Below are 22632 nucleotides of genomic sequence, written 5' to 3' on the forward strand. Positions count from 1 at the left end.
CCGTAGGGGGCCTTTCACCACCATGAGCGTTGTCACCAATACGACCACCATCGGCGCGATCGAAGCACCGAGCCGCCGCAACACCGAACTCGGCCTGCTCGCCTTCGCCGTCGTCATCCCGGTGTTCGCCTACCTGAACGTGGGACTCGCCCTCGACGGCGAAGTGCCCACGGGCATGCTCGGCTACGGCCTCGGCCTCGGCCTGCTCGCCGGCGTGGCCCACCTCGTGGTGCGCAAATTCGCCCCGTACGCCGACCCGCTGCTGCTGCCGCTGGCGACCCTGCTCAACGGCCTCGGACTGGTGCTGATCTGGCGTCTCGACCAGTCACCGCGGCTCGTCCAGCGCGCCGAGCGGCTGTTCGGCTCGTACAGCCCCGACGCGCCCAAGCAGCTCCTGTACTCGGCGATGGGCATCGCGCTCTTCGCGGCCGTACTGATGCTCCTCAGAGACCATCGCATCCTGCAGCGCTACACCTACATCTCCATGGCCATCGGTCTGGTGCTGCTGATCCTGCCGATGTTCTTCCCCGCCGTGAACGGCGCCAAGATCTGGATCAGCATCGGCGGCTTCACCATCCAGCCCGGTGAGTTCGCCAAGATCGTCATCGCGATCTTCTTCTCCGGCTATCTGATGGTGAAACGCGACGCCCTGGCCCTCGCCAGCCGCCGCTTCATGGGCCTCTATCTGCCGCGCGGCCGCGACCTGGGTCCCATCCTCGCCATCTGGGGCCTCTCGATCCTCATCCTGGTCTTCGAGACCGACCTCGGCACCTCGCTGCTCTTCTTCGGCCTCTTCGTGGTCATGCTGTACGTCGCCACCGAACGCACGAGCTGGATCGTCTTCGGCCTGCTGATGTCGGTCGGCGGAGCCGTCGGCGTCGCCTCCTTCGAATCGCACGTCCAGGCCCGCGTCAACGCCTGGCTCGACCCCTTCGCCTGTTACGAGACGGACGGCGCCTGCCAGCAGATCGGCGACGCGCTGCTGTCCTTCGGCTCCGGCGGCACCCTCGGCACCGGACTCGGCCAGGGCAACTCCGACCTCATCGGCTTCGCCGCCAACGCCGACTTCATCCTCACCACCGTCGGTGAGGAGTTCGGCCTCGCCGGCACCATGGCGTTCCTGCTGATCTACGGGCTGATCGTGGAGCGCGGCGTGCGCACCGCCCTCGCCGCCCGCGACCCCTTCGGCAAGCTCCTCGCCATCGGCCTCTCCGGCGCCTTCGCCATCCAGGTCTTCGTGGTCGCCGGCGGCGTCATGGGCCTCATCCCGCTCACCGGTATGACCATGCCGTTCGTCGCGTACGGCGGCTCCTCCGTACTCGCCAACTGGGCCCTGATCGGCATCCTCATCCGTATCAGCGACACCGCGCGCCGTCCCGCGCCGGCACCAGCCCCGTCACCCGACGCCGAGATGACCCAGGTGGTCCGACCGTGAACAAGCCGCTGCGACGCATCGCGATCTTCTGCGGGCTGCTCGTCCTCGCCCTGCTGATCCGGGACAACTGGCTCCAGTACGTCCGCGCGGACGAACTGAACTCGCACGACTACAACCGCCGTGTCCTCATCGAGCGCTACAGCAACGAGCGCGGCAACATCATCGTCGACGGCAAGCCCATCACCGGCTCCGTCAAGACGGACGACACCGACTTCGTCTACAAGCGCACCTACGTCAACGGCCCCATGTGGGCACCCGTCACCGGCTTCGCCTCTCAGGCCTTCGACGCCAACCAGATCGAGAAGATCGAGGACGGCATCCTCACCGGCAACGACGACCGGCTCTTCTTCGACCGCACCATGGCGATGTTCACCGGCAAGGCCAAGCGCGGCGGCAACGTCGTCACCACCCTCAGCGGCGCCGCCCAGAAGGCCGCCTTCGAGGGCCTCGGGGACAAGAAGGGCGCCGTCGCCGCCATCGACCCGCAGACCGGCAAGATCCTGGCGCTGGCCTCCACTCCCAGCTACGACCCCGCCTCCTTCGCCGGCAACAGCGAAAAGGACACCAAGGCCTGGGTCGCGCTCGACAAGAAGAACAACCCCGACGACCCGATGCTCAACCGCGCACTGCGCCAGACCTATCCGCCCGGCTCCACCTTCAAGGTCGTCACCGCGGCCGCGGCCCTGGAGCACGGCAAGGTCACCGACATCGACGCACCGACCGAGTCACCGCTTCCCTGGATCATGCCCGGCACCACCACGCCGCTGCAGAACGAGGGCAACATCCCCTGCAAGAACGCCACACTCCGCGAAGCGCTGCGCGTCTCCTGCAACACCGTCTTCGGCAAGATGGGTTCGGACCTCGGCAAGGACAAGATGCTGGAGACCGCGAAGAAGTTCGGCTTCAACGAGGAGCAGTTCATCCCGGTCCGCGCCTCCGCCTCGATCTTCCCCGAGGACATCGACCCGTCGCAGACCGCGCAGTCCTCCATCGGCCAGTTCGACACCCGCGCCACCCCGCTCCAGATGGCCATGGTCGCCGCGGCGGTCGCCAACGACGGCAAGCTGATGAAGCCCTACATGGTCGACCAGCTCGGAGCGCCCAACCTCGACGTGCTCAGCAAGACCGAGCCCGAGGAACTGAGCCGGCCCATGAGCCAGGAGCACGCACAGATGCTCCAGAGCATGATGGAGACGGTCGTCAAGACCGGCACCGGCGGCAACGCGCAGATCCCGAACGTGACGGTCGGCGGCAAGACAGGCACCGCCCAGCACGGCGAGAACAACAGCAAGAACCCCTACGCGTGGTTCATCTCATACGCCAAGACGGACGCCGGGTCACCCGTCGCCGTCGCGGTCGTCGTCGAGGACAGCAACGCCAGCCGTGACGACATCTCCGGCGGCGGCCTCGCCGCTCCCATCGCCAGGGACGTGATGAAGGCCGTCATCGACAGCAAGAAGTGACGCCGGTCACGACCCACGTCCATAACCGCACAATGCGATACCGGTCGTATATCAGGTGACCGGTACGGGCGGAACGGATACGGCGTGCCCGGTAGCGTATGCGCGAACAGCACACCGCCGGACCACACACCGGTGCGGTCAGGACTGACGGAGAGGGCTGGAACAGTTATGGAAGAGCCGCGTCGCCTCGGCGGCCGGTACGAGCTGGGCTCGGTGCTCGGCCGTGGTGGCATGGCAGAGGTCTACCTCGCGCACGACACCCGGCTCGGCCGCACCGTCGCTGTGAAGACGCTGCGGGCCGATCTCGCCCGCGACCCGTCCTTCCAGGCCCGGTTCCGCCGTGAGGCCCAGTCGGCCGCCTCGCTCAACCACCCCGCGATCGTCGCGGTGTACGACACGGGCGAGGACTATCTCGACGGCGTCTCGCTCCCGTACATCGTGATGGAGCACGTCGACGGTTCGACCCTCCGTGAGCTGCTGCACTCCGGGCGCAGACTGCTGCCCGAGCGCACGCTGGAGATGACGGTCGGCATCCTCCAGGCCCTGGAGTACTCCCACCGCGCCGGCATCGTCCACCGCGACATCAAACCGGCCAACGTCATGCTGACGCGCACCGGCCAGGTCAAGGTCATGGACTTCGGCATCGCCCGCGCCATGGGCGACTCCGGCATGACGATGACCCAGACCTCCGCCGTCATCGGCACCGCCCAGTACCTCTCTCCCGAGCAGGCCAAGGGCGAGCAGGTCGACGCACGCTCCGACCTGTACTCCACCGGCTGCCTGCTCTACGAACTGCTCACGGTCAGGCCGCCCTTCGTCGGCGACTCCCCCGTCGCCGTCGCCTACCAGCACGTACGGGAAGAACCGCAGCCGCCCAGCGTCTACGACCCCGAGATCACGCCCGAGATGGACGCGATCGTGCTGAAGGCCCTCGTCAAGGACCCGGACTACCGCTACCAGTCCGCCGACGAGATGCGCGCCGACATCGAGGCATGCCTCGACGGCCAGCCCGTCGCCGCCACCGCCGCCATGGGCGCGGTCGGCTACGCGGGCGGCTACGGCGGCCACGACGAGCAGCCCACGGCGCTGCGCCAGAGCGACCCGGCCGGCCAGACGTCGATGCTTCCGCCGATGAACCCGGACGACGGCGGCTACAACGGCTACGACGAGCGTCCCGGCAGCCGGCGCCGCCAGAAGAAGTCCAACACCTCGACGATATTGCTCGTCGTCGCCGGCATCCTGGTGCTGGTCGGCGCGATCCTGATCGGCAAATCGGTCTTCGGCGACAAGGACGAGCCCATCCAGGTGTCCGTCCCGCAGCTCGTCGGCAAGACGGTCGCCGAGGCCGAGAAACTCGCGAGCAACGCCAGCGTGAAGGTCGCCGAGTCCGGTTCGGAGCGCTGCGAGGTGCCGAAGGGCTCCATCTGCAGCCAGACACCCGCGAGCGGCACGATGAACACCGGCGAGACCATCCAGGTCGTCGTCTCCGAAGGCGCTCCGCAGGTCAAGGTCCCCGACGTCGTCGACAAGCAGGAAGAAAGCGCGACGGAGATACTCCAGGCCGACGACTTCGAGGTCGACACCAAGCAGGTCGAGTCGGACGAGGATCCCGGCACGGTGCTCAAGCAGGACCCGGCGGGCGGTTCGCAGGCCGAGAAGGGCACCAAGGTCACGCTGACGATCGCCAAGAACACGGAGATCCCCGTTCCTCCGGTGGTCGGCCAGTCGTTCGACAACGCCAAGAGCCAGCTCGAAACGCTCGGGTTCACCGTGGTGCGAAACGACGTGGACTCGGACCAGCCCGCCAACCAGGTCACCAAGCAGACTCCGGAGGGCAACTCCTCGGCCGCCAAGAGCAGCCAGATCACCCTGGAAGTCTCCAGGGGCCCGCAGCAGCCGCAGACAAAGCCCGTCCCGGACCTGCGGCTCAAGACCCTCGGCGAAGCCAAGGCGCTGCTTCAGCAGGCCGGCCTGCAACTGGGCAATGTCCAGGGGCCGAATGACGACAACGCCCGGGTCTTCGGCCAGGACCAGCCGGCGGGACAGCAGGTCCCGCCGAACACGCCGATCAGCGTCACGACGGGCGACGGCGGCAACGGCGGTGGCAACAACGGCGGAGGCTTCTTCGGCGGCCCGACCGGCGGCTGACGCGGACACCCGCACCGTCCCGTAGGCACGCGAAAGCCCCGGCACCCACGCTCATGGGTGCCGGGGTTTTCGTGTGCGCGGACATGCCACGCGCAAACCCTCTCAAGAACCATCGTGTCTTCATATGTCCAGACTCGTTGAGCTGAATGGGGTGGGGTAGCTGACTCCGTCCCTGGCCACGCGGCCATCACCCGAAAGAGGGGGCAGGAGAATGATCAACGAGACGGTGCTGCTGGAGTCGAGGACGCTGCGCGACGGTGTCGCCGACCGGACGGATGTGCTCGACCGGGTCAAGGCACTGTCACTGCTGCCGGACGGCACGCATGTGACGACGGCGATGATCGCCGCGTATTTCCAGGTGGGGATCGAGGCCATCAAGTCCTTGGTGAAGGACCATCGAGAGGAACTCGACAGCAACGGATACCGAGTGCTGACAGGCCCGGAACTGAGGTCCTTCAAGGACCTCAGTGGGATTTCGGCACGCACAGCGACCCTCGCGCTCTTCTCCCGCCGCGCCGTCCTGAATGTCGCCATGCTGCTCCGCGACAGCGAAGTCGCACGTCAGGTGCGTACATACCTGCTCGACATGGAGTATCTGGCACGGACAGGGCCTGTGGAAAACTTTGTCCACAGGCCCCCGAACAACCTCCATGACCTCAACGACAACGACCCGGCCGGCCTGGACGACCGCATCGACCGGCGCATCACCGACGTCCTCGGCAAGACCGTCGTGCCCATGCTCAACGCGCTCATCGAGACCGCCGGCGAGCAGCGCCGCGATCTCATCTCGGTACGGGAGGACATGCGGCGCGCGCAAGGGAAGCTGGCGCAGCACACCCAGCGGCTGCACCGGCTGGAGCGTGCGCGGGAGCAGCGGCCGCTCGGCGGGGTCATGGCGGCGATGGACGCCATGACCTGGCGGGAGTTCGAGCAGCACATCGCGGGACTGCTGCGCCGCGACGGGTGCACCGATGTCCGGGTCCACGGCGGCAGCGGAGACCGCGGCGCCGACATCACCGCGCACACGGCGGACGGCCGGCGCCTTGTCGTCCAGTGCAAGAACTTCGCGCCCCACCGGTCCGTCTGGAGCGGCGAGATGCAGAAGTTCGTCGGCACCATGACGCTGCATCACGCGGAGGCGGCGCTGTACGTGGCGACCTGCCCGTTCTCACGCGAGGCGCGTGACATCGCCGTTCAGGCCGGAGTGACCGCCGTACACCGGGGTCTGCTGGAGGCCTGGAGCGCGGGGACGGCGCTGAGCGTGCTGCGGTAGCCGCACGGACCGGCGGTCGCACGGGACGGCGGTCGCACGGAACGACAGAGGCCCGAAGTCGCAAGATCTGGTTGCGGCTTCGGGCCTCGCCCATGGTATCGCTCAGCGCAGCTCCGGTGGCGGCGTACGGTTTTTGTCGACCTTCTCCGTACGGTCGAGCTCGGCCCACACGATATAGCGATAGTCCGATGTGAAGATGGGCGTACAGGTCGTCAGGGTCAGATAACGGCCCGGCTTGGTCTTGCCCGACTCCTTCGGGACCGGCTTCAGTACCTCGACGTTGTACTTCGAGGTCTTCGGAAGCTCCTTGTAGACCTTGTAGATGTACCAGGTGTCGCGGGTCTCGAAGACGACCGCGTCACCTTTCTTGATCTTGTGGATGTTGTGGAACTTCGCTCCGTGGCCGTCGCGGTGCGCGGCCAGCGTGAAGTTGCCTTCCTCGTCCCAGGGCAGCGCCGACTTGACCGGTTCGGTGTAGTAGCCGGCGATGCCGTCGTTCAGCGCCGCCGTGTCGGTGCCCTTCTTGACGAGCACCTCGCCGTTCTTCATCGCCGGGACATGCAGAAAGCCGATGCCGTCCTTGGAGTCGAAGGACCGTGGCGTGCCGTCGGTGCCGGGGCCCCGCGCCCAGTTGTGCCGTACGTCGTCGCCCTGCCTGGCGGCCTCACGGTCGGCCAGGACATTCGTCCACCACAGCGAGTAGGCGACAAAGAGGCCCAGCACGACACCCGCGGTGATGAGCAGCTCGCCGAAGACGCTGACCACGGCCGCGACACGGCTCCGGGGCCGGCGGGCCGGCGCGGGCGCCGGATCCGGCGTCGGCGGTCTTGGTGTGCCGGTCTGCCCGCCGTGCTCGGTCCTCGCTGCCACCGCACCCGTCCCCGTCCCTGTCGTGATCCCGGTCGTCTCAGCCGACGAGAGCGTCGGGCTTGCCCTTGCTGCGTGGCCGTTCCTCGACCATTTTGCCCCACACGATCATGCGATATGTACTGGTGAACTCAGGCGTGCAGGTCGTCAGCGTGATGTACCGGCCGGGCGCCGTGAACCCGGAACCCGGCGGCACCGGACGGATCACGCTCACATTGGACGGCGCGGTCTGCGGCAGGATGCTCGTCATGTCGTACGTGTAGTACGCGTCCTGCGTCTCGACGATGATCTCGTCGCCGGGCTTCAGCCGGTTGATGTAACGGAACGGCTCGCCATGGGTGTTGCGGTGACCCGCCACCGCGAAGTTGCCCTCTTTGTCGGACGGCATCGCCGTCTTGAGGCTGCCCTCGCCGTAGTGGCCGACCATGCCGTGGTCGAGGACCTTCGCCTTGCTGATCCCCTCGGCGATCGGCACCACCACATCCAGCTTCGGGATGTGCATGATGGCGAATCCCTGGCCCGGCTCGAAAGCGCCGGGCTGCCGGCCCTTCGCCCAGCCGTCCTGGATCTTGTTTGTCTCCTGCCCGGCGTACTGGTCGGCCCGGACATTCGTCCACCAGAGCTGGTAGGTCACGAACAGCAGCATCAACACGCCGAAGGAGATGAAGAGTTCACCGACCGCTCGGCTGGCGATGACGGCCGGGCTCTCCTTGAGCGCGCGCGCGGCGCGGCGCGCCTCGACACGGGAGAGTGTCCTGGTCGGCGCCGGCGACTGGGCCGAGCCCTGCTCGGCGCCGGCCGGCATGCTCCCGGGACGCTTACGGCCCCGGCCGCCCCTGGCCGCCTTGCGGCGCTCGGCGCGCCCGCCGGTACGCGGCTCGGACTCCTCGGCGTCGGCGCCCGTCCCCGTCACCGAATCGACCGCCCGGTGCACCTCCGCCATCCGGAGCGCCACCGTCCGGTCGTCCAGCGGGAGGTCGGGCTCGGAGGCCGCGGCCGGGACATCGGTGGATATCGGCGCGGGGCCCGCCGTGGCGCTCCGCACGTCCGCGGAGTACGTCTCGGGGTCCTGCCACTCCCGCTGCGCGCCCGGCGCTCTCTGGGGCCCCTGAGGGGCCTGTGCCGCGTGCTGCTCCTGCTGCTGGTAGTGCTCACCGGTCCACTGGGGCTCCGCGGCGGCTTCCTGTACCGGAGCCGGCCCGGCCTCGGGCCCCGCGGCGGGCACTTCGGTGGGCACCGCGGCAGCGCCCGGCCATGGCTCCTCGCGCGGCGCGCGGTGCCGCGGCGCCCGGAGCGGCTCCTGGCGCTGTCCCGGAAGCGGATCGTTCAGCGGGTCCGCCAGACCGTCCACCGCCGCCTCGAACGCGTCGGCGTCCCCGTACGCTCCCTGCTCGTACGAGGCTCCGTGACCGGCGTCGTGTTCGGGGCGGAGTGCCGTCACGCGAGCGCCGCCCCGCCAACCACCGGCGCCAGGCCCGCCGACCGGCCCACCGCGCCCGGATCGCCGCACTGGGCCAGCCAGTTGGCCAGCATCAGATGACCGTGCTCGGTGAGCACCGACTCGGGATGGAACTGCACGCCCTCGACCGGCAGGTCACGGTGGCGCACGCCCATGATGATGCCGTCGGCGGTCCGCGCCGTGACTTCCAGTTCGGCCGGCAGCGCCTCGGGCTCCGCCGCGAGCGAGTGGTAGCGGGTGGCGGTGAACGGCGAAGGCAGCCCGGCGAAGACGCCCTTGCCCTCGTGGGTGACCAGTGAGGTCTTGCCGTGCAGCAGCTCCGGCGCGCGGCCGACGACACCGCCGTACGCGACCGCCATCGACTGCATGCCGAGGCAGACGCCGAAGACGGGCACGTCCGTCGCGGCGCAGTGGCGCACCATGTCGACGCACACACCGGCCTGTTCGGGAGTACCGGGGCCGGGAGAGAGCAGGACGCCGGCGAAGCCGTCCTGGGCGTGTGAGGTGGCCACCTCGTCGTTGCGCAGCACCTCGCACTCGGCGCCGAGCTGGTACAGGTACTGGACGAGGTTGAAGACGAAGCTGTCGTAGTTGTCGACGACGAGGATGCGCGCGCTCATCCGGCGGCCCCCGATCCGTCGACCGTCACATCGTTGAACGGCAGCAGCGGCTCCGCCCACGGGAAGACGTACTGGAACAGCACATAGACGACGGCCAGTGCCAGCACGAGCGAAATCGCCGCCCGCAGCCATACGTTGCCCGGCAGATGCCGCCAGATCCAGCCGTACATGCTGTCCCTTCCGTTCGGTACCGCACCGGGCGGTACGGCACCAGACTAAAGGGCCGCGCGGACACATGGGCGGCGCATGGGGCAGCCGTACGGAGGTTCGGGTTTGCTGTTCGTCACAGCCGTCACCCGACCGGCTGCGCGTAGTGCAGGTCCGCCGTGCCCGAGTAGCCGGGCAGGGTCTCCCTGCCGTTGTCGTCGATCTTCCAGCCGAGGCCGTACGCCTTCACGTACAGCAGATAGTTCTGGATGGCCGGTGAGTCGGTCAGAGCCCGGCGGAGCGTGTCCCGGTCACCGACTGCGGTGATCTTGTACGGCGGGGAGTAGACGCGGCCCTGCAGAATCAGCGTGTTGCCGACGCACCGCACCGCGCTGGTGGAGATGAGCCGCTGGTCCATGACCCGGATGCCCCGGGCACCGCCCTGCCACAGGGCGTTGACGACGGCCTGCAGGTCCTGCTGGTGGATGACGAGGTCGTTGGGCTGGGGATCGGGGTAGCCGGGGTTGGCCGTGGCGTTGGGCGGGGCGTCGTCGAGGGTGACGGTGACCGCCTGGCCGGTGAGCTTGTTCGTGCCCACCGCGTCCTCCAGGGCACGCAGCCTGGCGTTCTCGGCCTCGGTGGAGCCGTCGTCGCGGCTGACGAGGGCGTCGATGTCGCGCCGTACGGCCGCGGTGGTCTCGCCCAGCTCCGCGTTCTTCCGGTCGCGCTCGTGGATCAGGTCGGAGAGCTTCAGCAGCGAGGCGTCGGTACGGATGTTGGTGCCCTTGGCCGTGTTGAAGCTGGTCACGAAGATCAGGCCGGCCAGCGCGAAAACGGCGGCCGTGAGCAGCCGGACCGGCCGCCTGATCGGGCGGCGGACCGGCCCTCGGGGGGAGTCGGCGGAATTGCTCAACGTACCCTTATCTCCTTAGGCGCCGCGGAAGCACTACGCTAACGGACGCCCGGGGGCGGCGGTGTTCCCCCTGCTCTCCGTCCCGGCACCCCGTTACAGTTCCCCTGCGCGGTCACGCAGCGCATCGACAGGAGAGTCCCTCGTGCCGAAGTCACGTATCCGCAAGAAGGCCGACTTCACGCCGCCTCCGGCCCCGAAGCAGGCGACCACCATAAAGCTGACCAACCGGAGCTGGGTGGCTCCGGTGATGCTCGCCATGTTCCTGATCGGACTGGCCTGGATCGTCGTCTTCTATGTGACCGAGGGCGATCTCCCGCTGGAGAGCTTCGGAAACTGGAACATCGTGGTCGGGTTCGGCTTCATCGCCGCCGGCTTCGGTGTCTCCACTCAGTGGAAGTAACCGGTCCGTCCGCCCGTCGTCAAGCTCTGCCCTGACTTATCCACAGCGTTGTCCACAGCAGGGGAAAAGGTCTGACGATCTGTGGATAACTCCACGGGATGTTGACGCCGGTGTGACTGCACCGGCTTTCCCAGGGCTCCGGTATCCCCTTGTCGCCGCTGGTCAGACCCATATTGGCGACAAGGGGTACTGATGTTCCACACAGCGTGCACACGATCCGTCTCTCGCTGTGGACAACATGGTGGGAACGGGCGGCTCTCGTGCCGTCACGCTCAGGTGTAAGCGTGCCGACGGCGGCGCTCCGGCTCATCGGTCGCGCTCAGGTGAGCGACGCTGTCCTGACGACGACGATCACGATCGTCGCCGCCAGCACCAGCGCGCTGGTGCCGTACTGCACCAGTGCCCGGTGCTCGCGCGGCGCGTGCGTCATGCCGATGGCGATCAGTGTGCCCGCGACCAGGCCGCCGACGTGTGCCTGCCAGGCGATGCCGGACCGGAAGCTGAAGAGCAGGTTCAGCACCAGCAGGATGATGACCGGCCGCATGTCGTAGTTGAGCCGGCGCACCACCACGGCGGTGGCTCCGAGCAGTCCGAAGATGGCGCCGGAGGCGCCCAGCGACGGTCCGTTCGGCGGAGCGATGAGATAGGTGAGCGCGCTGCCCGCCAGGCCGGAGATCAGATAGAGCGCGAGAAACCGGACCCGGCCGAGCGCCGCCTCCAGCGGCCCGCCGAGCCACCACAGGCCGAGCATGTTGAAGGCGATGTGCCACAGCTCCTGGTGCAGGAACACGGCGGTGAGCAGGCGGTACCACTGGCCGTCCGCGACACCGACGACCTGGCCGAGCTCGGGGTTGTAGGCGAGGCCGATCAGATCGAGGTCGCCGACGAGCCGGCCGTGGTCGTCGACGGCGAGAACGGCGATGAACACCGCGACATTGATGGCCAGCAGGATCTTGGTGAGCAGCCGGGGGTCGGCCGCGATCGTGCCGCCGGCGAGGGTGCGCGGCCGGGCGGCGGCCGGAGCGTGATCCGTACCGGAACCCCGCCGGACACAGTCCGGGCACTGGAAACCGACCGAGGCGCTGACCATGCACTCGGGACAGATGGGGCGCTCGCAGCGGGTACAGCTGATGCCCGTCCGCCGGTCCGGATGCCGGTAGCAGCCCGGAGGGCCCTCGGTGACGGCGGGCTGGTCCTGGCCTCCATGGCCTCCTGGCGGCTGCTCCATCGGTCCCCTCGGTCTTCATGGGGCGGACGGCACACTGCGCACCGCCCCGCCCGTCCGGTATGTAACCACTACGGACGGGCAGGGCGGGAAGGTTCCCCGACCTCGGAACCGGACAGGCCCGGATCGTCAGCGGGTCTCGACGACGACCGACTCGATCACCACGTCCTGCACCGGGCGGTCGGTGCGCGGGTTGGTCTGGGTGCCGATGATGGCGTCCACGACCTTCTTGCCGGCCTCGCTGCTGACCTCACCGAAGATGGTGTGCTTGCGGGTCAGCCAGGCGGTCGGCGACACCGTGATGAAGAACTGCGAGCCATTGGTACCCGGGCCGGCGTTGGCCATGGCCAGCAGGTACGGCTTGTCGAAGGCGAGGTCCGGGTGGAACTCGTCCTCGAACTCGTAGCCGGGACCACCGGTTCCGTTGCCCAGCGGGTCCCCGCCCTGGATCATGAAGCCGCTGATCACACGGTGGAAGATGGTGCCGTCGTACAGCCGGTCCGTGGTCTTCTTACCGGTCTCCGGGTTGGTCCACTCCCGCTCGCCCTGCGCGAGCTCGACGAAGTTCCTGACCGTCTTCGGCGCGTGGTTCGGCAGGAGCCGGATCTCGATGTCGCCTTGGTTGGTCTTCAGGGTGGCGTAAAGCTGCTCGGCCACGATCTGCCTTCCGTAAGTCTTCTCTGACTCTCACGATCCTCGCACGGAAGGCACGCTTGTCGCCCGACCCCTGCCCCGGAAAGGGCTTTGCGCCCGTCTTGGGGCGTTTTCCCTGAGGCGTGTTCGGGGCCGACGGGCGGATTTCGGGCCGGCTGAGGCAGGAATCACGAAAAGACCGTCCCCCGGGTCCGGGCAGAACGGCTGGACGGCGCGACCGCGCGTGAAGGCGGCCCATGGCGGACAGGCGAGGAGCGTACGGCCGGATCGCACCGGACCGGCGCGAGCCGGGACGAGGCGTGGCCCTGTCGTCCATGTCTGAAGGTGTGACGGCTTGACGGCTTGACCCTTTGACGGTTTGAAGGTTTGACGGTTTGACGGTTTCCGGGAGCGCGGTGCCCGGGAATCACCCGCGTCGCCTTCCATGACCCGGATGCCCGCACCGCATGCCGGGACCGAGCCCGGCAGGCATGATTTCGAAAAGGATGGACAGGCGAATTACGGAACGCCACCGAGGAGGATGATCCTGTGACCCGCATGGACAGCGTGCGCGCCGCTACCGGTTCGGCGAAGGAGAGCGTGCAGCACGCCGCGGTAGCGGTGGCCCCTTACGCCGGTACGGCCAAGGAGCATGCCGCTCTATATGCCAACGAGGCGCGCGTACGGCTCGCCCCGACCATGTCCAAAGCAGCCCAGCAAGCACGAGTTCAGTACGGCGCCCTTGTGGCGCCTCATGTGCCTCCCAAGGTCGATGACGTGGCTCACCGCGCTGCCGTCCGCACCCGTACGGCCGCCCGTCAGGCGGCGGAATACACGGTGCCGCGCGTCGGTCATGTGATGGCCACCGCACAGCCGATGGCGGAGCAGGCCGCGGCACGGTCCGTGGCCGCTGTGGCCGCTCTGCGCGGACAGGTCACGGCGAAAGAGATCCAGAAGCTGGTGAGGAAGCACGAGCGGCGGGCCAGGGCCGGACGGCTGGCCAAGGGCCTGACGATCCTCGGTGCGCTGGCCGGTGGAGCTTTCGCCGCCTGGAAATGGTGGGACAAGCAGGCCAATCCGGACTGGCTGGTGGAACCGCCCGCCGCTACCGAGGTCTCGGAGCGTGAACGGCTGTCGTCCGTCGACGGCAGCCGGGACGGAGTGGATCCGCTCGATCCGCAGGCGCCGGTCAAGGGCACCGAGACGGACACCGACGGTCCGGACCACCGGGGCGATCGTCCCTGATCAGACGCCATGCGTCGGGTTCGTGCCAGATGTCGGGGCGCGGGTGTGCCGGCTTCGGTGGGCGCCGGAAGGCCGTAAGGTCCCCGGCGCCTCATACGGCGGTGAGTGCCGCGCCCGCGGCGTAGGCGGTCCCGCGGCGTGCCGTGCCGGCCGCGTAGGGGGTTGTGCGTGCCGTGCGTGCGGCGTAGGCGGCGGTCCTGCGTGCCGCGTCCGCCGCGTAGGCGGTTCCATGCGCCCTGCTGCGGGCGTGCATACCCGTACCGCTCTGTGTTGCCGTACCGCTGCGCACACTGGTTCCGCCGCGAATGCCGGTACCGCTCGGCATGCCCGCGGGCAGCAGGCGGGCCGAAGGTGATGAGCCGTGTGCCTCGGCGTGGATGCGCTGTTTGATCGTCGGCGGCAGTGACCGCCCGCGTTGTGGTGCCCCGGCCCCTGGCGCCCGGTCCGTGGTCTTCTCGCTTCCCTCCGCCGCGGCGGGCGCCGGTACCGGCTGCTCCGTCGGCTGCTGTACGGCGGTTCCTCCGGCCGCGGCCGGGGCGGTCAGCCCCAGGGAGGCGAGTACCGCGAAGAACGCGGTGATGAAGGCGGTCCACATGTGCTTGACCTTGAAGGCAGCCATGACCCCTCGCTTTCGGGTTTGGGCGATCTATACCTTCCTTATGATGAGTACGCATCCTGGGAATCCACGGAGCGACGCCGACCCTCCGCAGCTCTTCGGATGAACACCACTCGTACGGTCCAACCGGGCCGTTGGGCTCCGCCGGGAACAGCGCCGCGGGCCCGGCGGCGGACCGGTTCCTAAAAGGCGGCGGCACCGTTTCGTCGCGTACTCGCTTCCGTACTGGACGGTCCGGCCGACCGGGTGAGCTGATCCCCGCTCCGGCCCGGCGGTACGGCAGGGCGTTCGCTCCGCCGGAGGTTCGGGGACGTCAGCCGTCGGCGCTGCGGCGTGGCCGGCGGTTGCGGTCGGCGGGCCCCGGCAGGGGCGCCGGTCCTCCGGCGTGGCGCCGACGGTGGCCCATGCGGGGGCGGGCGGTGATATGCGGAGCGTGCAGGTACCGCGGCGAGGGAGCGCGCTCGACGACCAGAAGGGCGGCGTCGTCGGTGGGCGGCTTGCCGGTGTGATCGAGCAGATCGTCATGGATGCGGCGCAGCAGCGTTTCAGGGCTGGACGCGGGGAAGGACGCGACGCGTTCGGCGAGCGGGTAGAAGGCTCCGGTCGGTGAGCGGGCCTCGATGACGCCGTCGGTGTAGAGCAGAAGGGCGTCGCCGGTTTCGAGGGTGAACGGATCCGTGCGATGGCTCAGCGCGGCCGGTTCGCCGACGCCCAGCGGCGGTGCCGGGCTGTGGGAGTGCAGCACCCGGACCTCGCGACCGCGCACCAGCAGCGGCGGCGGATGACCGCAGTTGATCATCTCGGCCTGCGGGCCGTGATCGGGGATGTCGAGTACGAGAGCGGTGATGAAGTGCTCGCCCGGGTCGTGCTCGGTGTCGGCGACCTCATCGATGCTCCGGCTGACGCTGTCCTCCAGCGCCGCCACGAGTTCGGGCAGCGTGGCGCACCGGTGAGCGCCCTCGCGAAAGGCGCCCAGCACCACCGATGCCTCGCCGATGGCGTTCAGCCCCTTGCCCCGCACATCGCCGATGACCACGCGGCTGCCGGCATGCGGAGCGCGCGTGACCGCGAACAGGTCGCCGCCGATCTGGGTCTCGTCCTCGGCCGTCAGATACAGCCAGGCCACCCGCAGCGGCCCGACCCGGTGAGGCGGCGGCCGCAGCAGAACCCGCTGCGCCGTCTCGGCCACCGAACGCACCCGGATCAGCGCCCGGTGACGCCGATCCCGCACCACGCAGTAGAGGACCACCAGGGCGGAGAGCACGATCAACGCGATGATCTGCGCCATGGGGTTGATCGTGTCCTGCCAGCCGTGGATCAGCACGATCAGCACCATGACCACCACCGCCAGAACCCCGGTCACGGCGGTCAGCCGGGGCCCGGCGAAGGAGGCGGCGAGAGCGGGCGCGATGATCAGCAGCGGGGCCAGATGGGCGTACGTGGGTACGAGAAAACACAGCGCGCCGATCACCGCGATCAGCACGAACGGCAGCGCCACCAGCCTGCGATCCAGTGGATGCTCCAGGAGACGGTCCGCCCACAGGCGTCTATCAATCATCTGCCCCTTTTACCCCATTTGAGGTAATGCACACTCTCTCCGGGATGCCCATACGTGACGAGGCCCGCGCGGATCATCGCGAGCACGGACCGGCGGCCCCGGCCGGAGCGGCGGAACAGCCCGACGAGCGTGTTCCGTGTCTCCTGCCACACGTCGGTCGCCATCGTCGTGACCAACGCCGTGGCACCGCCTCGGCCGGCACCGTCAGTTCGCCGTTCACGACAGCTCCCCTCACGGCCTTCCGGTGATGTTGATGTGCTGGGTGCCGCGCTGTACCGCGTAGATGGAGCTGTTCTCGGAGGCCCTGCTGATCATCTTCGCGCCGGCAAGGGGTTCCGGTACGGCGGCGGCCTCCGGGGCCGCGTCCGCCGGCTCCGGCACCATGGGCCAACCGGGCAGATGGAGCCAGGCATCGGCGGTGTGTTCCTTCACCGTGAAGGTGACCTGGCGGAAGTCCTCGGGATACAGGCCGTGGTAGCCGTTGCGCACCGTCTCGTCGTAGAAGTGCCGGGACAGCAGCAACGAGGCGGGCACCGTCTCCGGTGCCTCGGCCAGAGCCGTCCGGGCGGGCGGCGCGTCAAGGAGGCGGGCCAGCACCTCCAGGGGGCTGCCGACGACCTCACCGTTCGGAGCGAGGTGCACGTCGCCCGCGTGCAGCGCGATACGGACGCGGATCATCCGGCGGGGCGCCGCGCCCCGGTTGTGGGTGCGCAGACGAAGCGCGAGTTCGCGGACCAACGGGTGGACCAGGGCCGTCTTCCGGGTCCCGGCCGGTGCCGTCACGCGCAGGCCGTCGCCCAGATCGTGACGCAGGCACGCCTCCCAGTCGACGCCGCTGGCGAGAAACGCCTCTCGGAGCATCTCCGCGAGCTTTCCGCGGATGTCCATCAGGGCCTCGTCCCCGCGCCCCGCCGACCGCTCGATGTCCACGGCCAGGACCGCCCGGTACTCCAACTCTGTTTCCATGCGCCCTTCTTCGGCTCGCCGGATGGGACTCGGCTCCAGTGTTCCCGCTGCGCGCGGCACGGAACTCGTAGGAATACAGGGTTCGTCGGGGGATCCTGCTCGACGGGGTGGTGAAGGCCACCGGGCGCACCGAGGACGGCCGCGACGCCCTCCTGGCCGTCCGGATGGACGGGGACCTGGTGGGCGAACTCGCCTCGATGGACGCCCGGCCCCGCTCGGCCACGGTCACGACGTGCGGGCCCGTCACCGCCCGAAGAGTGATCCGCGCCGAAAACCTCAGCCGGTTGCACCGCATCGCCTGTCCCGAACCCTGAACTCGCTTGTGCGGAAGCTGTGCTGCTTGCACATGGGCATCCCGGAAACCGTACTTTGACGGCAGGCGGGCACGCGCCCGTGGCTAGCGTGACGCTGCACAGCCAACATCACGGCGTGATCAGTACAGCGGGGGTTTCCATGGCACACGAGGACGAGACCAGAGCCGTAGCCGCGACGGGCACGGGGCAAGGGACACCGCCCGGCTCCGGGCACTCCGACCGGCGGATCGACATCGCGGGGGACGCCTCGGGCCCGGTGGTCGCGGGCAACCACAACGTGGTCATCGACGCCGACCACGGATCGACGGTGACCCTGCTCGTGGGAGGCGAGCGCCCCCAACCGGTCCGCCGCGCCCAGGTGGCCCTCCTGCCCCGGCGCCAGGCCGCACCCCTCGGCCGGGACGCCGAGCTGCGCCGGCTCGCGACCGCCGTCCGGGAGGGCGGCCCGGTGCAGGTGTGGGGCGCGCCGGGAGTCGGCAAGAGCGCACTCCTGCGGCACACGGCCCGAACCCTCGCCCCCGGAGCGGACGGAGTGGTCTTCCTCGACGCCGCCCAACGGGAGCCCGAGGATCTCGCACAGGACATCTTCGAGGCCTGTTACGAGGCCCGGGGCTACGCCCCGTCCAGCCCCGAACTGCGCCGCCTCATGGGCGACATCAAGGTGACGGTGTACGTCGACAACGCCGAGTTCAGCGCCGAAGGGCTGCGCCATCTCATGGACGCGGCCCCCGACGCGACCTTCGTCGTCGCCGGCCGGGAGAGAACGCTGCTCGGGGAGGGCAGCGCACTGCGTCTCGAAGGGATCGACCGGCACGCCGCGCTGGAGCTACTGGCGCGGGAGCTGGGCCGCCCCGTGGCGGCGGAGCCCGAGTCCGACACCGCGGCCACCCTGTGGGAGACCGCGGTGGGGCGGCCGCTGCTGCTGTTGCGCGCGGCGGCCCTCGCCCGGCTGGACCCGTCCGGCCGGGCGGTGCTTCCCCGGCCCGGTGATGTCGCCGACCTGCTCCCGCTGCTCTTCGACCGGCTGGAGGGCGGCCCGCTGCGCGCGCTGCACCTCCTCGCGACCCTCCAGGACGCCGAACTGGACCCGGCCCACGTAGGCGCCCTCACCGACGCGTCCGACCCGTCGGCCCTGTGCGCCCGGCTCGCCGGCCTCGGCCTGGCCGAGCAGACCGAGACGGGCTACCGCGTCGTGCCGGACGTCGCACCCGCGTTGCGGGAACGCGAGCTGGAGCCCTTCCCCGTGGACCGGCTGTCCGACCACTTCGCCGAGTGGATAGCCCGCCCCTCCACGACCGCCGTCCAGGTCGCCCAGCACGCCCGGGCCCTTGAGCAGGTCGCCGAGCTGGCCGAGCAGGCGGGGCGGCCGGAACTCGCGGTGCGGATCGTCCGGGCCGCTTCTCCCGCCCTGGCCCGCTCGCTGCGTTTCGGCGTCTGGGGCCGCCTCCTGGAACGCGGACTGCCCGCGGCCCAGCGCGCCGGCGACCAGCAGGCCGTCGCGTACTTCACCCACGAGCGGGGCATCCGCAATCTTCTGACCGGGCGCCGGGTCATGGCGGGGGTGTTGCTGGCGGAGGCCGCCTACCTGTGGCAACAGCTCGGCGACCTCCACGGCGCCAACGCGGCAGCGGGAGCGCAGCAGTACGTGCCGCCGACAACGACGGGAACGCCGGTCACGGGACCGCACACGGACGGGGCGGCGCAGAGCCTGAACACCGGCGGGGGGCCTGACCCGGCTTCGGCGCATGCGGGGACCGCACACGACGCCGGGTCGGCTGTCGATCCCGGCACGGCGGCTGACCAGGCCGGGACGCCCGTCGATCCCGGGACAAGCGCTCACCAGGCCGGTGTGTCGGTCGATCCCGGCACGGCGGCTCACCAGGCCGCGGCGCCCGTCGACCCCAGCACGGCGGCTCACCAGGCCGCGGCGCCCGTCGACCCCAGCACCGCGGCTCATCAGGCCGGGCTCCACCAGGCGGGGACCCCCGGCGCGGCCGGGGCTCATGGGACGGCCGGGGCGACGGCGGCGGGCGCGTCCACCGCCGGGGCGTCCGCCGCCGGGGCGTCCGCCGCGTCCGTGGCGCTGATGAAGGTGATCGCGGTGATCGTCGCCGTCGTCATCGGCGGGATCGCCATCCACCAGGCGCAGACCTCACGGGACTCCAGCGGCACCTCGCCGTTGGCCGGCCCGACCGGTCTCGCCGGGGTATGGCGGGGCAGTGACGGGAATATGTACGAGTTCAAGGATTCGGGCACCGGGTCCTACACGCAGACCGGCGCCGACGTCTGCGGCAACACGAGCACCGTCGAACTCACCGGCAGTAACGGCACGTACACCACGATCGGCTCCCTGTACGACAGCGACGGCGGTTCTTGCGGGGCCGTCATCGGCGAGGTCACCACGACGGTCACCCTCAGCGCGAGCGGTGACTCCGCCCAGCTCACCAGCGAGATGACATCGAGCAGCGACCAGTACGAGCAGGTGCAGTGCTACTCGTGCGGGACGATCACCCTGACCCGCGAGCGGTGACAGCCGGAACCCGAGGAGTCTCGATGATGAAGTCAAGCCCCCTGCGCGGCCGGCTGGTCTCGTCGACCACCGCCGCCCAGTGATGGCCTTTACCCGCGCCGGTACCAGCCCAGACCCGGACCCGTCGCTCTGTCACGTGCCCCTCCGCCCGCCGAACAGTCTTCCGTCGGCCCGAGGAACACCCCGCTGTCATCTCCGTGATCAGCGACCGGGACACACATCTCAATCATCTCCCAGGGCGCCCCGGAGAGCCGGACGGCCCGGAGCCACGACGGCAAGACCCCATACGCCACATCCGGCCCTCCCGGGCCATCCAACACCTTACGGAGAGCCCCATGAGCCGAAACACCGTCCGCATCGGCGGCAACGCCTCCGGCCCCGTCGTGGTCGGCGACGACAACCGCGTCGAGGTCCGCCAGGCCGCGCCCGATCCCGAACCGGCGGAGAGCGGGCCGGTCCAGATCAACATCGCCAGGGATCACGGCACCCTCTTCGCGGTCCAGGAGGGCAGCCAGGACGTCGACCAGGACGTCTCCGGCAGGTCGGAAGAGGGCTGACGCCAGGGCCGCACGGGTGGTGTCATCGATCGAACTTCGTCCCGATATGCGTTCATCCGATTGAAATGTCTGTACCGCCTGACCCAAAAGGAACCGCCTGCGCACCGGGCCAGCCGGGTGCCACGCGGCGAGCCACGCGGCACCTTCCCGACGTACGCGTCGGCGTCGGCCGGCTCCATGTCCCACAGGGGGCCGGCCGAACCAGGTCCTGATCCAGGACCTGACTCGCCCACCCCTGATCTTCGGACTCCGACTCCTGATGGTCCCGTTCTTCCTCGGGCGACCCACGGCGGAGCCCATCCCGGAAAGATCGAGGAACACCACACTCCCAGTGGACGCCGATGTGCCCGCCGATGGGCACAAAAAACACCCCCTGAAACTGCGTTTCCGCAGGTCAGAGGGTGTTTAGCAAGTGGAGCCTAGGGGAGTCGAACCCCTGACATCTGCCATGCAAAGACAGCGCTCTACCAACTGAGCTAAGGCCCCGAGTGGGTGGGCATGAGCAAGCAGCCGAGCACTGCCCGTCCATCACCGGGAACCAGCGTACCGGGTGTTTCCCCGTGATCCCGCAAAAGGATTGGGACTCCCCGTGCGCGACCACGCTCCGTAAGATGCCCCACGAGGTTCGCAGCAGCGAAGCTGCCGCAATGGGGAAGCGATGGGGAGACGCGCATGGACGCCACACAGCAGGAATCGACTGCCAGAGCCAGAGAGCTCCAGCGAAGCTGGTACGGAGAGCCCCTCGGCGGGCTCTTCCGTCGTCTGATCGACGACCTGGGGCTGAACCAGGCCCGGCTCGCCGCGGTCCTCGGGCTGTCCGCCCCGATGCTCTCCCAGTTGATGAGTGGTCAACGCGCGAAGATCGGCAATCCCGCGGTGGTCCAGCGTGTCCAGGCGTTGCAGGATCTGGCGGGCCAGGTGGCCGACGGCAGTGTCAGCGCCGGAGAGGCCACGGACCGGATGGAGGAGATCAAGAAGTCACAGGGCGGCTCCGTCCTCACCGCGACCAGCCAGACGACGAACAGCTCCGGTGCGCCGACGGTGCGCCGCGTCGTCCGCGAGATCCAGTCCCTCCTGCGATCGGTCGCGGCGGCGGGCGACATCATCGATGCGGCGGAGTCCCTCGCCCCGACCCAGCCCGAACTGGCAGAGTTTCTCCGGGTGTACGGCGCCGGGCGCACCGCGGAGGCGGTCGCCCACTACGAGGCGCACCAGAGCTAGGCCAGGGCCGGGGCCGGCAGGCCGCCGGCGGGACAACGGGGAGCGGGCGCGGCGCAATGGGTGAGGTCTTCGCGGGACGGTATGAGCTGATCGACCCGATCGGACGCGGTGGTGTCGGCGCCGTCTGGCGTGCCTGGGACCAACGCCGCCGACGCTATGTGGCGGCGAAGGTCCTCCAGCAGAGTGACGCGCACACCCTGCTGAGGTTCGTCCGGGAGCAGGCGCTCAGGATCGACCACCCGCATGTCCTCGCCCCGGCCAGTTGGGCCGCGGACGACGACAAGGTGCTGTTCACCATGGATCTGGTGAGCGGCGGATCGCTCGCCCATGTCATCGGCGACTACGGCCCGCTGCCACCACGCTTCGTGTGCACCTTGCTCGACCAGCTCCTGTCCGGTCTCGCCGCGGTGCACGCGGAAGGTGTCGTGCACCGCGACATCAAACCCGCCAACATCCTGATGGAGGCCACCGGCACGGCACGGCCGCATCTGCGGCTGTCCGACTTCGGCATCTCCATGCGCAAGGGCGAGCCGCGCCTGACCGAGACCAACTATGTCGTCGGTACGCCCGGTTACTTCGCTCCCGAGCAGATGATGGGCGCGGAGCCCGACTTCCCGGCCGACCTCTTCGCGGTCGGTCTTGTCGCGCTGTATCTGCTGCGGGGTCAGAAGCCGGACTCCCAGGCCCTGGTCGAGCATTTCGTCACGCACGGCACCCCCGGGGCGCCTCAGGGCATTCCCGAACCACTGTGGCAGGTCCTGGCGGGCCTCCTGCAACCCGACCCGAACGCCCGGTTCCGTACAGCCACAGGCGCACGCAAGGCGCTGACCGCGGCCGTGGAACTGCTGCCCGAGCCCGGCGCCGACGACGAACCGGTCGAGATCTTCGACCAGATCGGTCCGCTGCCCTCCGCGTTCGGCCCCTCCGGTCCCGTCCCGGACCCGCAGCCGGCGGAGCCCTACACCGACCCACGCACCGACCGCCGGACCGACGGCCCGGCACCCGCACAGCAGCCCTCCTCCCACCAGGCACCCCCCATGCC

General features: G+C 69.3%; 20 protein-coding genes, 1 tRNA gene and 1 pseudogene. 11 read left to right on the forward strand and 11 right to left on the reverse strand.

Annotation, left to right across the window (positions count from 1 at the left end; translation table 11 throughout):
* Nucleotides 1-22 precede the first annotated feature (22 nt).
* The 4 genes from PV679_RS07225 to PV679_RS07240 all read left to right on the forward strand — a co-directional run bounded on the left by PV679_RS07225 (nt 23) and on the right by PV679_RS07240 (nt 6319).
* Nucleotides 23-1435 (forward strand): FtsW/RodA/SpoVE family cell cycle protein, encoded by a 1413-nt coding sequence (locus PV679_RS07225; protein ID WP_319679212.1) that lies wholly within the window; start codon nt 23-25, stop codon nt 1433-1435.
* Nucleotides 1432-2898, forward strand: a complete 1467-nt coding sequence (locus PV679_RS07230) for a peptidoglycan D,D-transpeptidase FtsI family protein (protein ID WP_319679213.1) — start codon at nt 1432-1434, stop codon at nt 2896-2898. Before PV679_RS07225 ends, PV679_RS07230 begins: the two co-directional genes overlap by 4 nt.
* A gap of 168 nt (nt 2899-3066) precedes the next feature.
* The gene (gene pknB, locus PV679_RS07235) at nt 3067-5046 is read left to right on the forward strand and encodes a Stk1 family PASTA domain-containing Ser/Thr kinase (RefSeq protein WP_319679214.1); all 1980 of its coding nucleotides are present in this window, start codon (nt 3067-3069) and stop codon (nt 5044-5046) included.
* Between the two features lie 211 nt (nt 5047-5257).
* Nucleotides 5258-6319 carry a restriction endonuclease gene (locus tag PV679_RS07240; protein ID WP_319679215.1) on the forward strand — a complete coding sequence of 354 codons (1062 nt, stop codon included), beginning with the start codon at nt 5258-5260 and terminating at the stop codon, nt 6317-6319.
* A gap of 102 nt (nt 6320-6421) precedes the next feature.
* Here PV679_RS07240 and PV679_RS07245 read toward each other — a convergent pair whose 3' ends face one another.
* The 5 genes from PV679_RS07245 to PV679_RS07265 form a co-directional block, all read right to left on the reverse strand.
* Complete coding sequence (locus tag PV679_RS07245) at nt 6422-7189, reverse strand: class E sortase (RefSeq protein ID WP_319679216.1); 768 nt, start codon at nt 7187-7189, stop codon at nt 6422-6424.
* 37 nt (nt 7190-7226) lie between these two features.
* Nucleotides 7227-8627, reverse strand: a complete 1401-nt coding sequence (locus PV679_RS07250; protein WP_319679217.1) for a class E sortase — start codon at nt 8625-8627, stop codon at nt 7227-7229.
* The gene (locus PV679_RS07255) at nt 8624-9265 is read right to left on the reverse strand and encodes an aminodeoxychorismate/anthranilate synthase component II (RefSeq protein ID WP_319679218.1); all 642 of its coding nucleotides are present in this window, start codon (nt 9263-9265) and stop codon (nt 8624-8626) included. The genes PV679_RS07250 and PV679_RS07255 overlap by 4 nt, the downstream gene beginning before the upstream one ends.
* Nucleotides 9262-9435 (reverse strand): hypothetical protein, encoded by a 174-nt coding sequence (locus tag PV679_RS07260; protein ID WP_319679219.1) that lies wholly within the window; start codon nt 9433-9435, stop codon nt 9262-9264. Before PV679_RS07260 ends, PV679_RS07255 begins: the two co-directional genes overlap by 4 nt.
* Before the next feature lie 122 nt (nt 9436-9557).
* Complete coding sequence (locus PV679_RS07265) at nt 9558-10325, reverse strand: DUF881 domain-containing protein (protein WP_319679220.1); 768 nt, start codon at nt 10323-10325, stop codon at nt 9558-9560.
* Between the two features lie 142 nt (nt 10326-10467).
* On the opposite strand from PV679_RS07265, the gene crgA reads away from it, so the two are divergent.
* On the forward strand, nt 10468-10725 hold the full coding sequence (crgA, locus tag PV679_RS07270; protein ID WP_319679221.1) for a cell division protein CrgA: 258 nt from the start codon (nt 10468-10470) through the stop codon (nt 10723-10725).
* A 319-nt stretch (nt 10726-11044) separates the two neighbouring features.
* Here the strand turns inward: crgA and PV679_RS07275 are convergent, their stop codons facing one another.
* Together PV679_RS07275 and PV679_RS07280 are read right to left on the reverse strand one after the other, a co-directional pair.
* On the reverse strand, nt 11045-11953 hold the full coding sequence (locus tag PV679_RS07275; RefSeq protein WP_319679222.1) for a rhomboid family intramembrane serine protease: 909 nt from the start codon (nt 11951-11953) through the stop codon (nt 11045-11047).
* 126 nt (nt 11954-12079) lie between these two features.
* Nucleotides 12080-12607 (reverse strand): peptidylprolyl isomerase, encoded by a 528-nt coding sequence (locus PV679_RS07280; protein WP_319679223.1) that lies wholly within the window; start codon nt 12605-12607, stop codon nt 12080-12082.
* A 525-nt stretch (nt 12608-13132) separates the two neighbouring features.
* Between PV679_RS07280 and PV679_RS07285 the strand changes: the two genes are divergently transcribed.
* A complete protein-coding gene (locus tag PV679_RS07285) occupies nt 13133-13828 on the forward strand; it encodes a DUF5324 family protein (protein WP_319679224.1) in 696 nt (231 codons plus the stop codon).
* A gap of 334 nt (nt 13829-14162) precedes the next feature.
* Here the strand turns inward: PV679_RS07285 and PV679_RS36155 are convergent.
* The 3 genes and pseudogenes from PV679_RS36155 to PV679_RS07300 all read right to left on the reverse strand — a co-directional run.
* A pseudogene (locus PV679_RS36155) lies at nt 14163-14447 on the reverse strand (DUF6344 domain-containing protein); the annotation flags it as partial.
* Nucleotides 14448-14757: 310 nt separating this feature from the next.
* Nucleotides 14758-16002 carry a PP2C family protein-serine/threonine phosphatase gene (locus PV679_RS07295; RefSeq protein ID WP_319679226.1) on the reverse strand — a complete coding sequence of 415 codons (1245 nt, stop codon included), beginning with the start codon at nt 16000-16002 and terminating at the stop codon, nt 14758-14760.
* Between the two features lie 231 nt (nt 16003-16233).
* Nucleotides 16234-16968, reverse strand: coding sequence for a hypothetical protein (locus tag PV679_RS07300; RefSeq protein ID WP_319679227.1), 735 nt, complete (start codon nt 16966-16968; stop codon nt 16234-16236).
* 95 nt (nt 16969-17063) lie between these two features.
* Here PV679_RS07300 and PV679_RS07305 point away from each other — a divergent pair, with 95 nt between their 5' ends.
* The 3 genes from PV679_RS07305 to PV679_RS07315 all read left to right on the forward strand — a co-directional run bounded on the left by PV679_RS07305 (nt 17064) and on the right by PV679_RS07315 (nt 20369).
* A complete protein-coding gene (locus tag PV679_RS07305) occupies nt 17064-17282 on the forward strand; it encodes a cyclic nucleotide-binding domain-containing protein (RefSeq protein WP_319679245.1) in 219 nt (72 codons plus the stop codon).
* Nucleotides 17283-17397: 115 nt separating this feature from the next.
* Complete coding sequence (locus PV679_RS07310) at nt 17398-19812, forward strand: ATP-binding protein (RefSeq protein WP_319679228.1); 2415 nt, start codon at nt 17398-17400, stop codon at nt 19810-19812.
* Nucleotides 19813-20147: 335 nt separating this feature from the next.
* On the forward strand, nt 20148-20369 hold the full coding sequence (locus PV679_RS07315; RefSeq protein WP_319679229.1) for a hypothetical protein: 222 nt from the start codon (nt 20148-20150) through the stop codon (nt 20367-20369).
* Between the two features lie 413 nt (nt 20370-20782).
* On the opposite strand, the gene PV679_RS07320 is transcribed toward PV679_RS07315, so the two are convergent.
* Nucleotides 20783-20855 (reverse strand) — tRNA-Ala (locus PV679_RS07320).
* A 186-nt stretch (nt 20856-21041) separates the two neighbouring features.
* Between PV679_RS07320 and PV679_RS07325 the strand changes: the two genes are divergently transcribed.
* A complete protein-coding gene (locus tag PV679_RS07325) occupies nt 21042-21590 on the forward strand; it encodes a DNA-binding protein (protein WP_319679230.1) in 549 nt (182 codons plus the stop codon).
* Nucleotides 21591-21646: 56 nt separating this feature from the next.
* Nucleotides 21647-22632 (forward strand): serine/threonine-protein kinase (locus tag PV679_RS07330; protein WP_319679231.1); only part of this gene is annotated, 986 nt, incomplete at its 3' end.

Source organism: Streptomyces sp. AK02-01A (assembly GCF_033795305.1).
Lineage (GTDB): Bacteria > Actinomycetota > Actinomycetes > Streptomycetales > Streptomycetaceae > Streptomyces.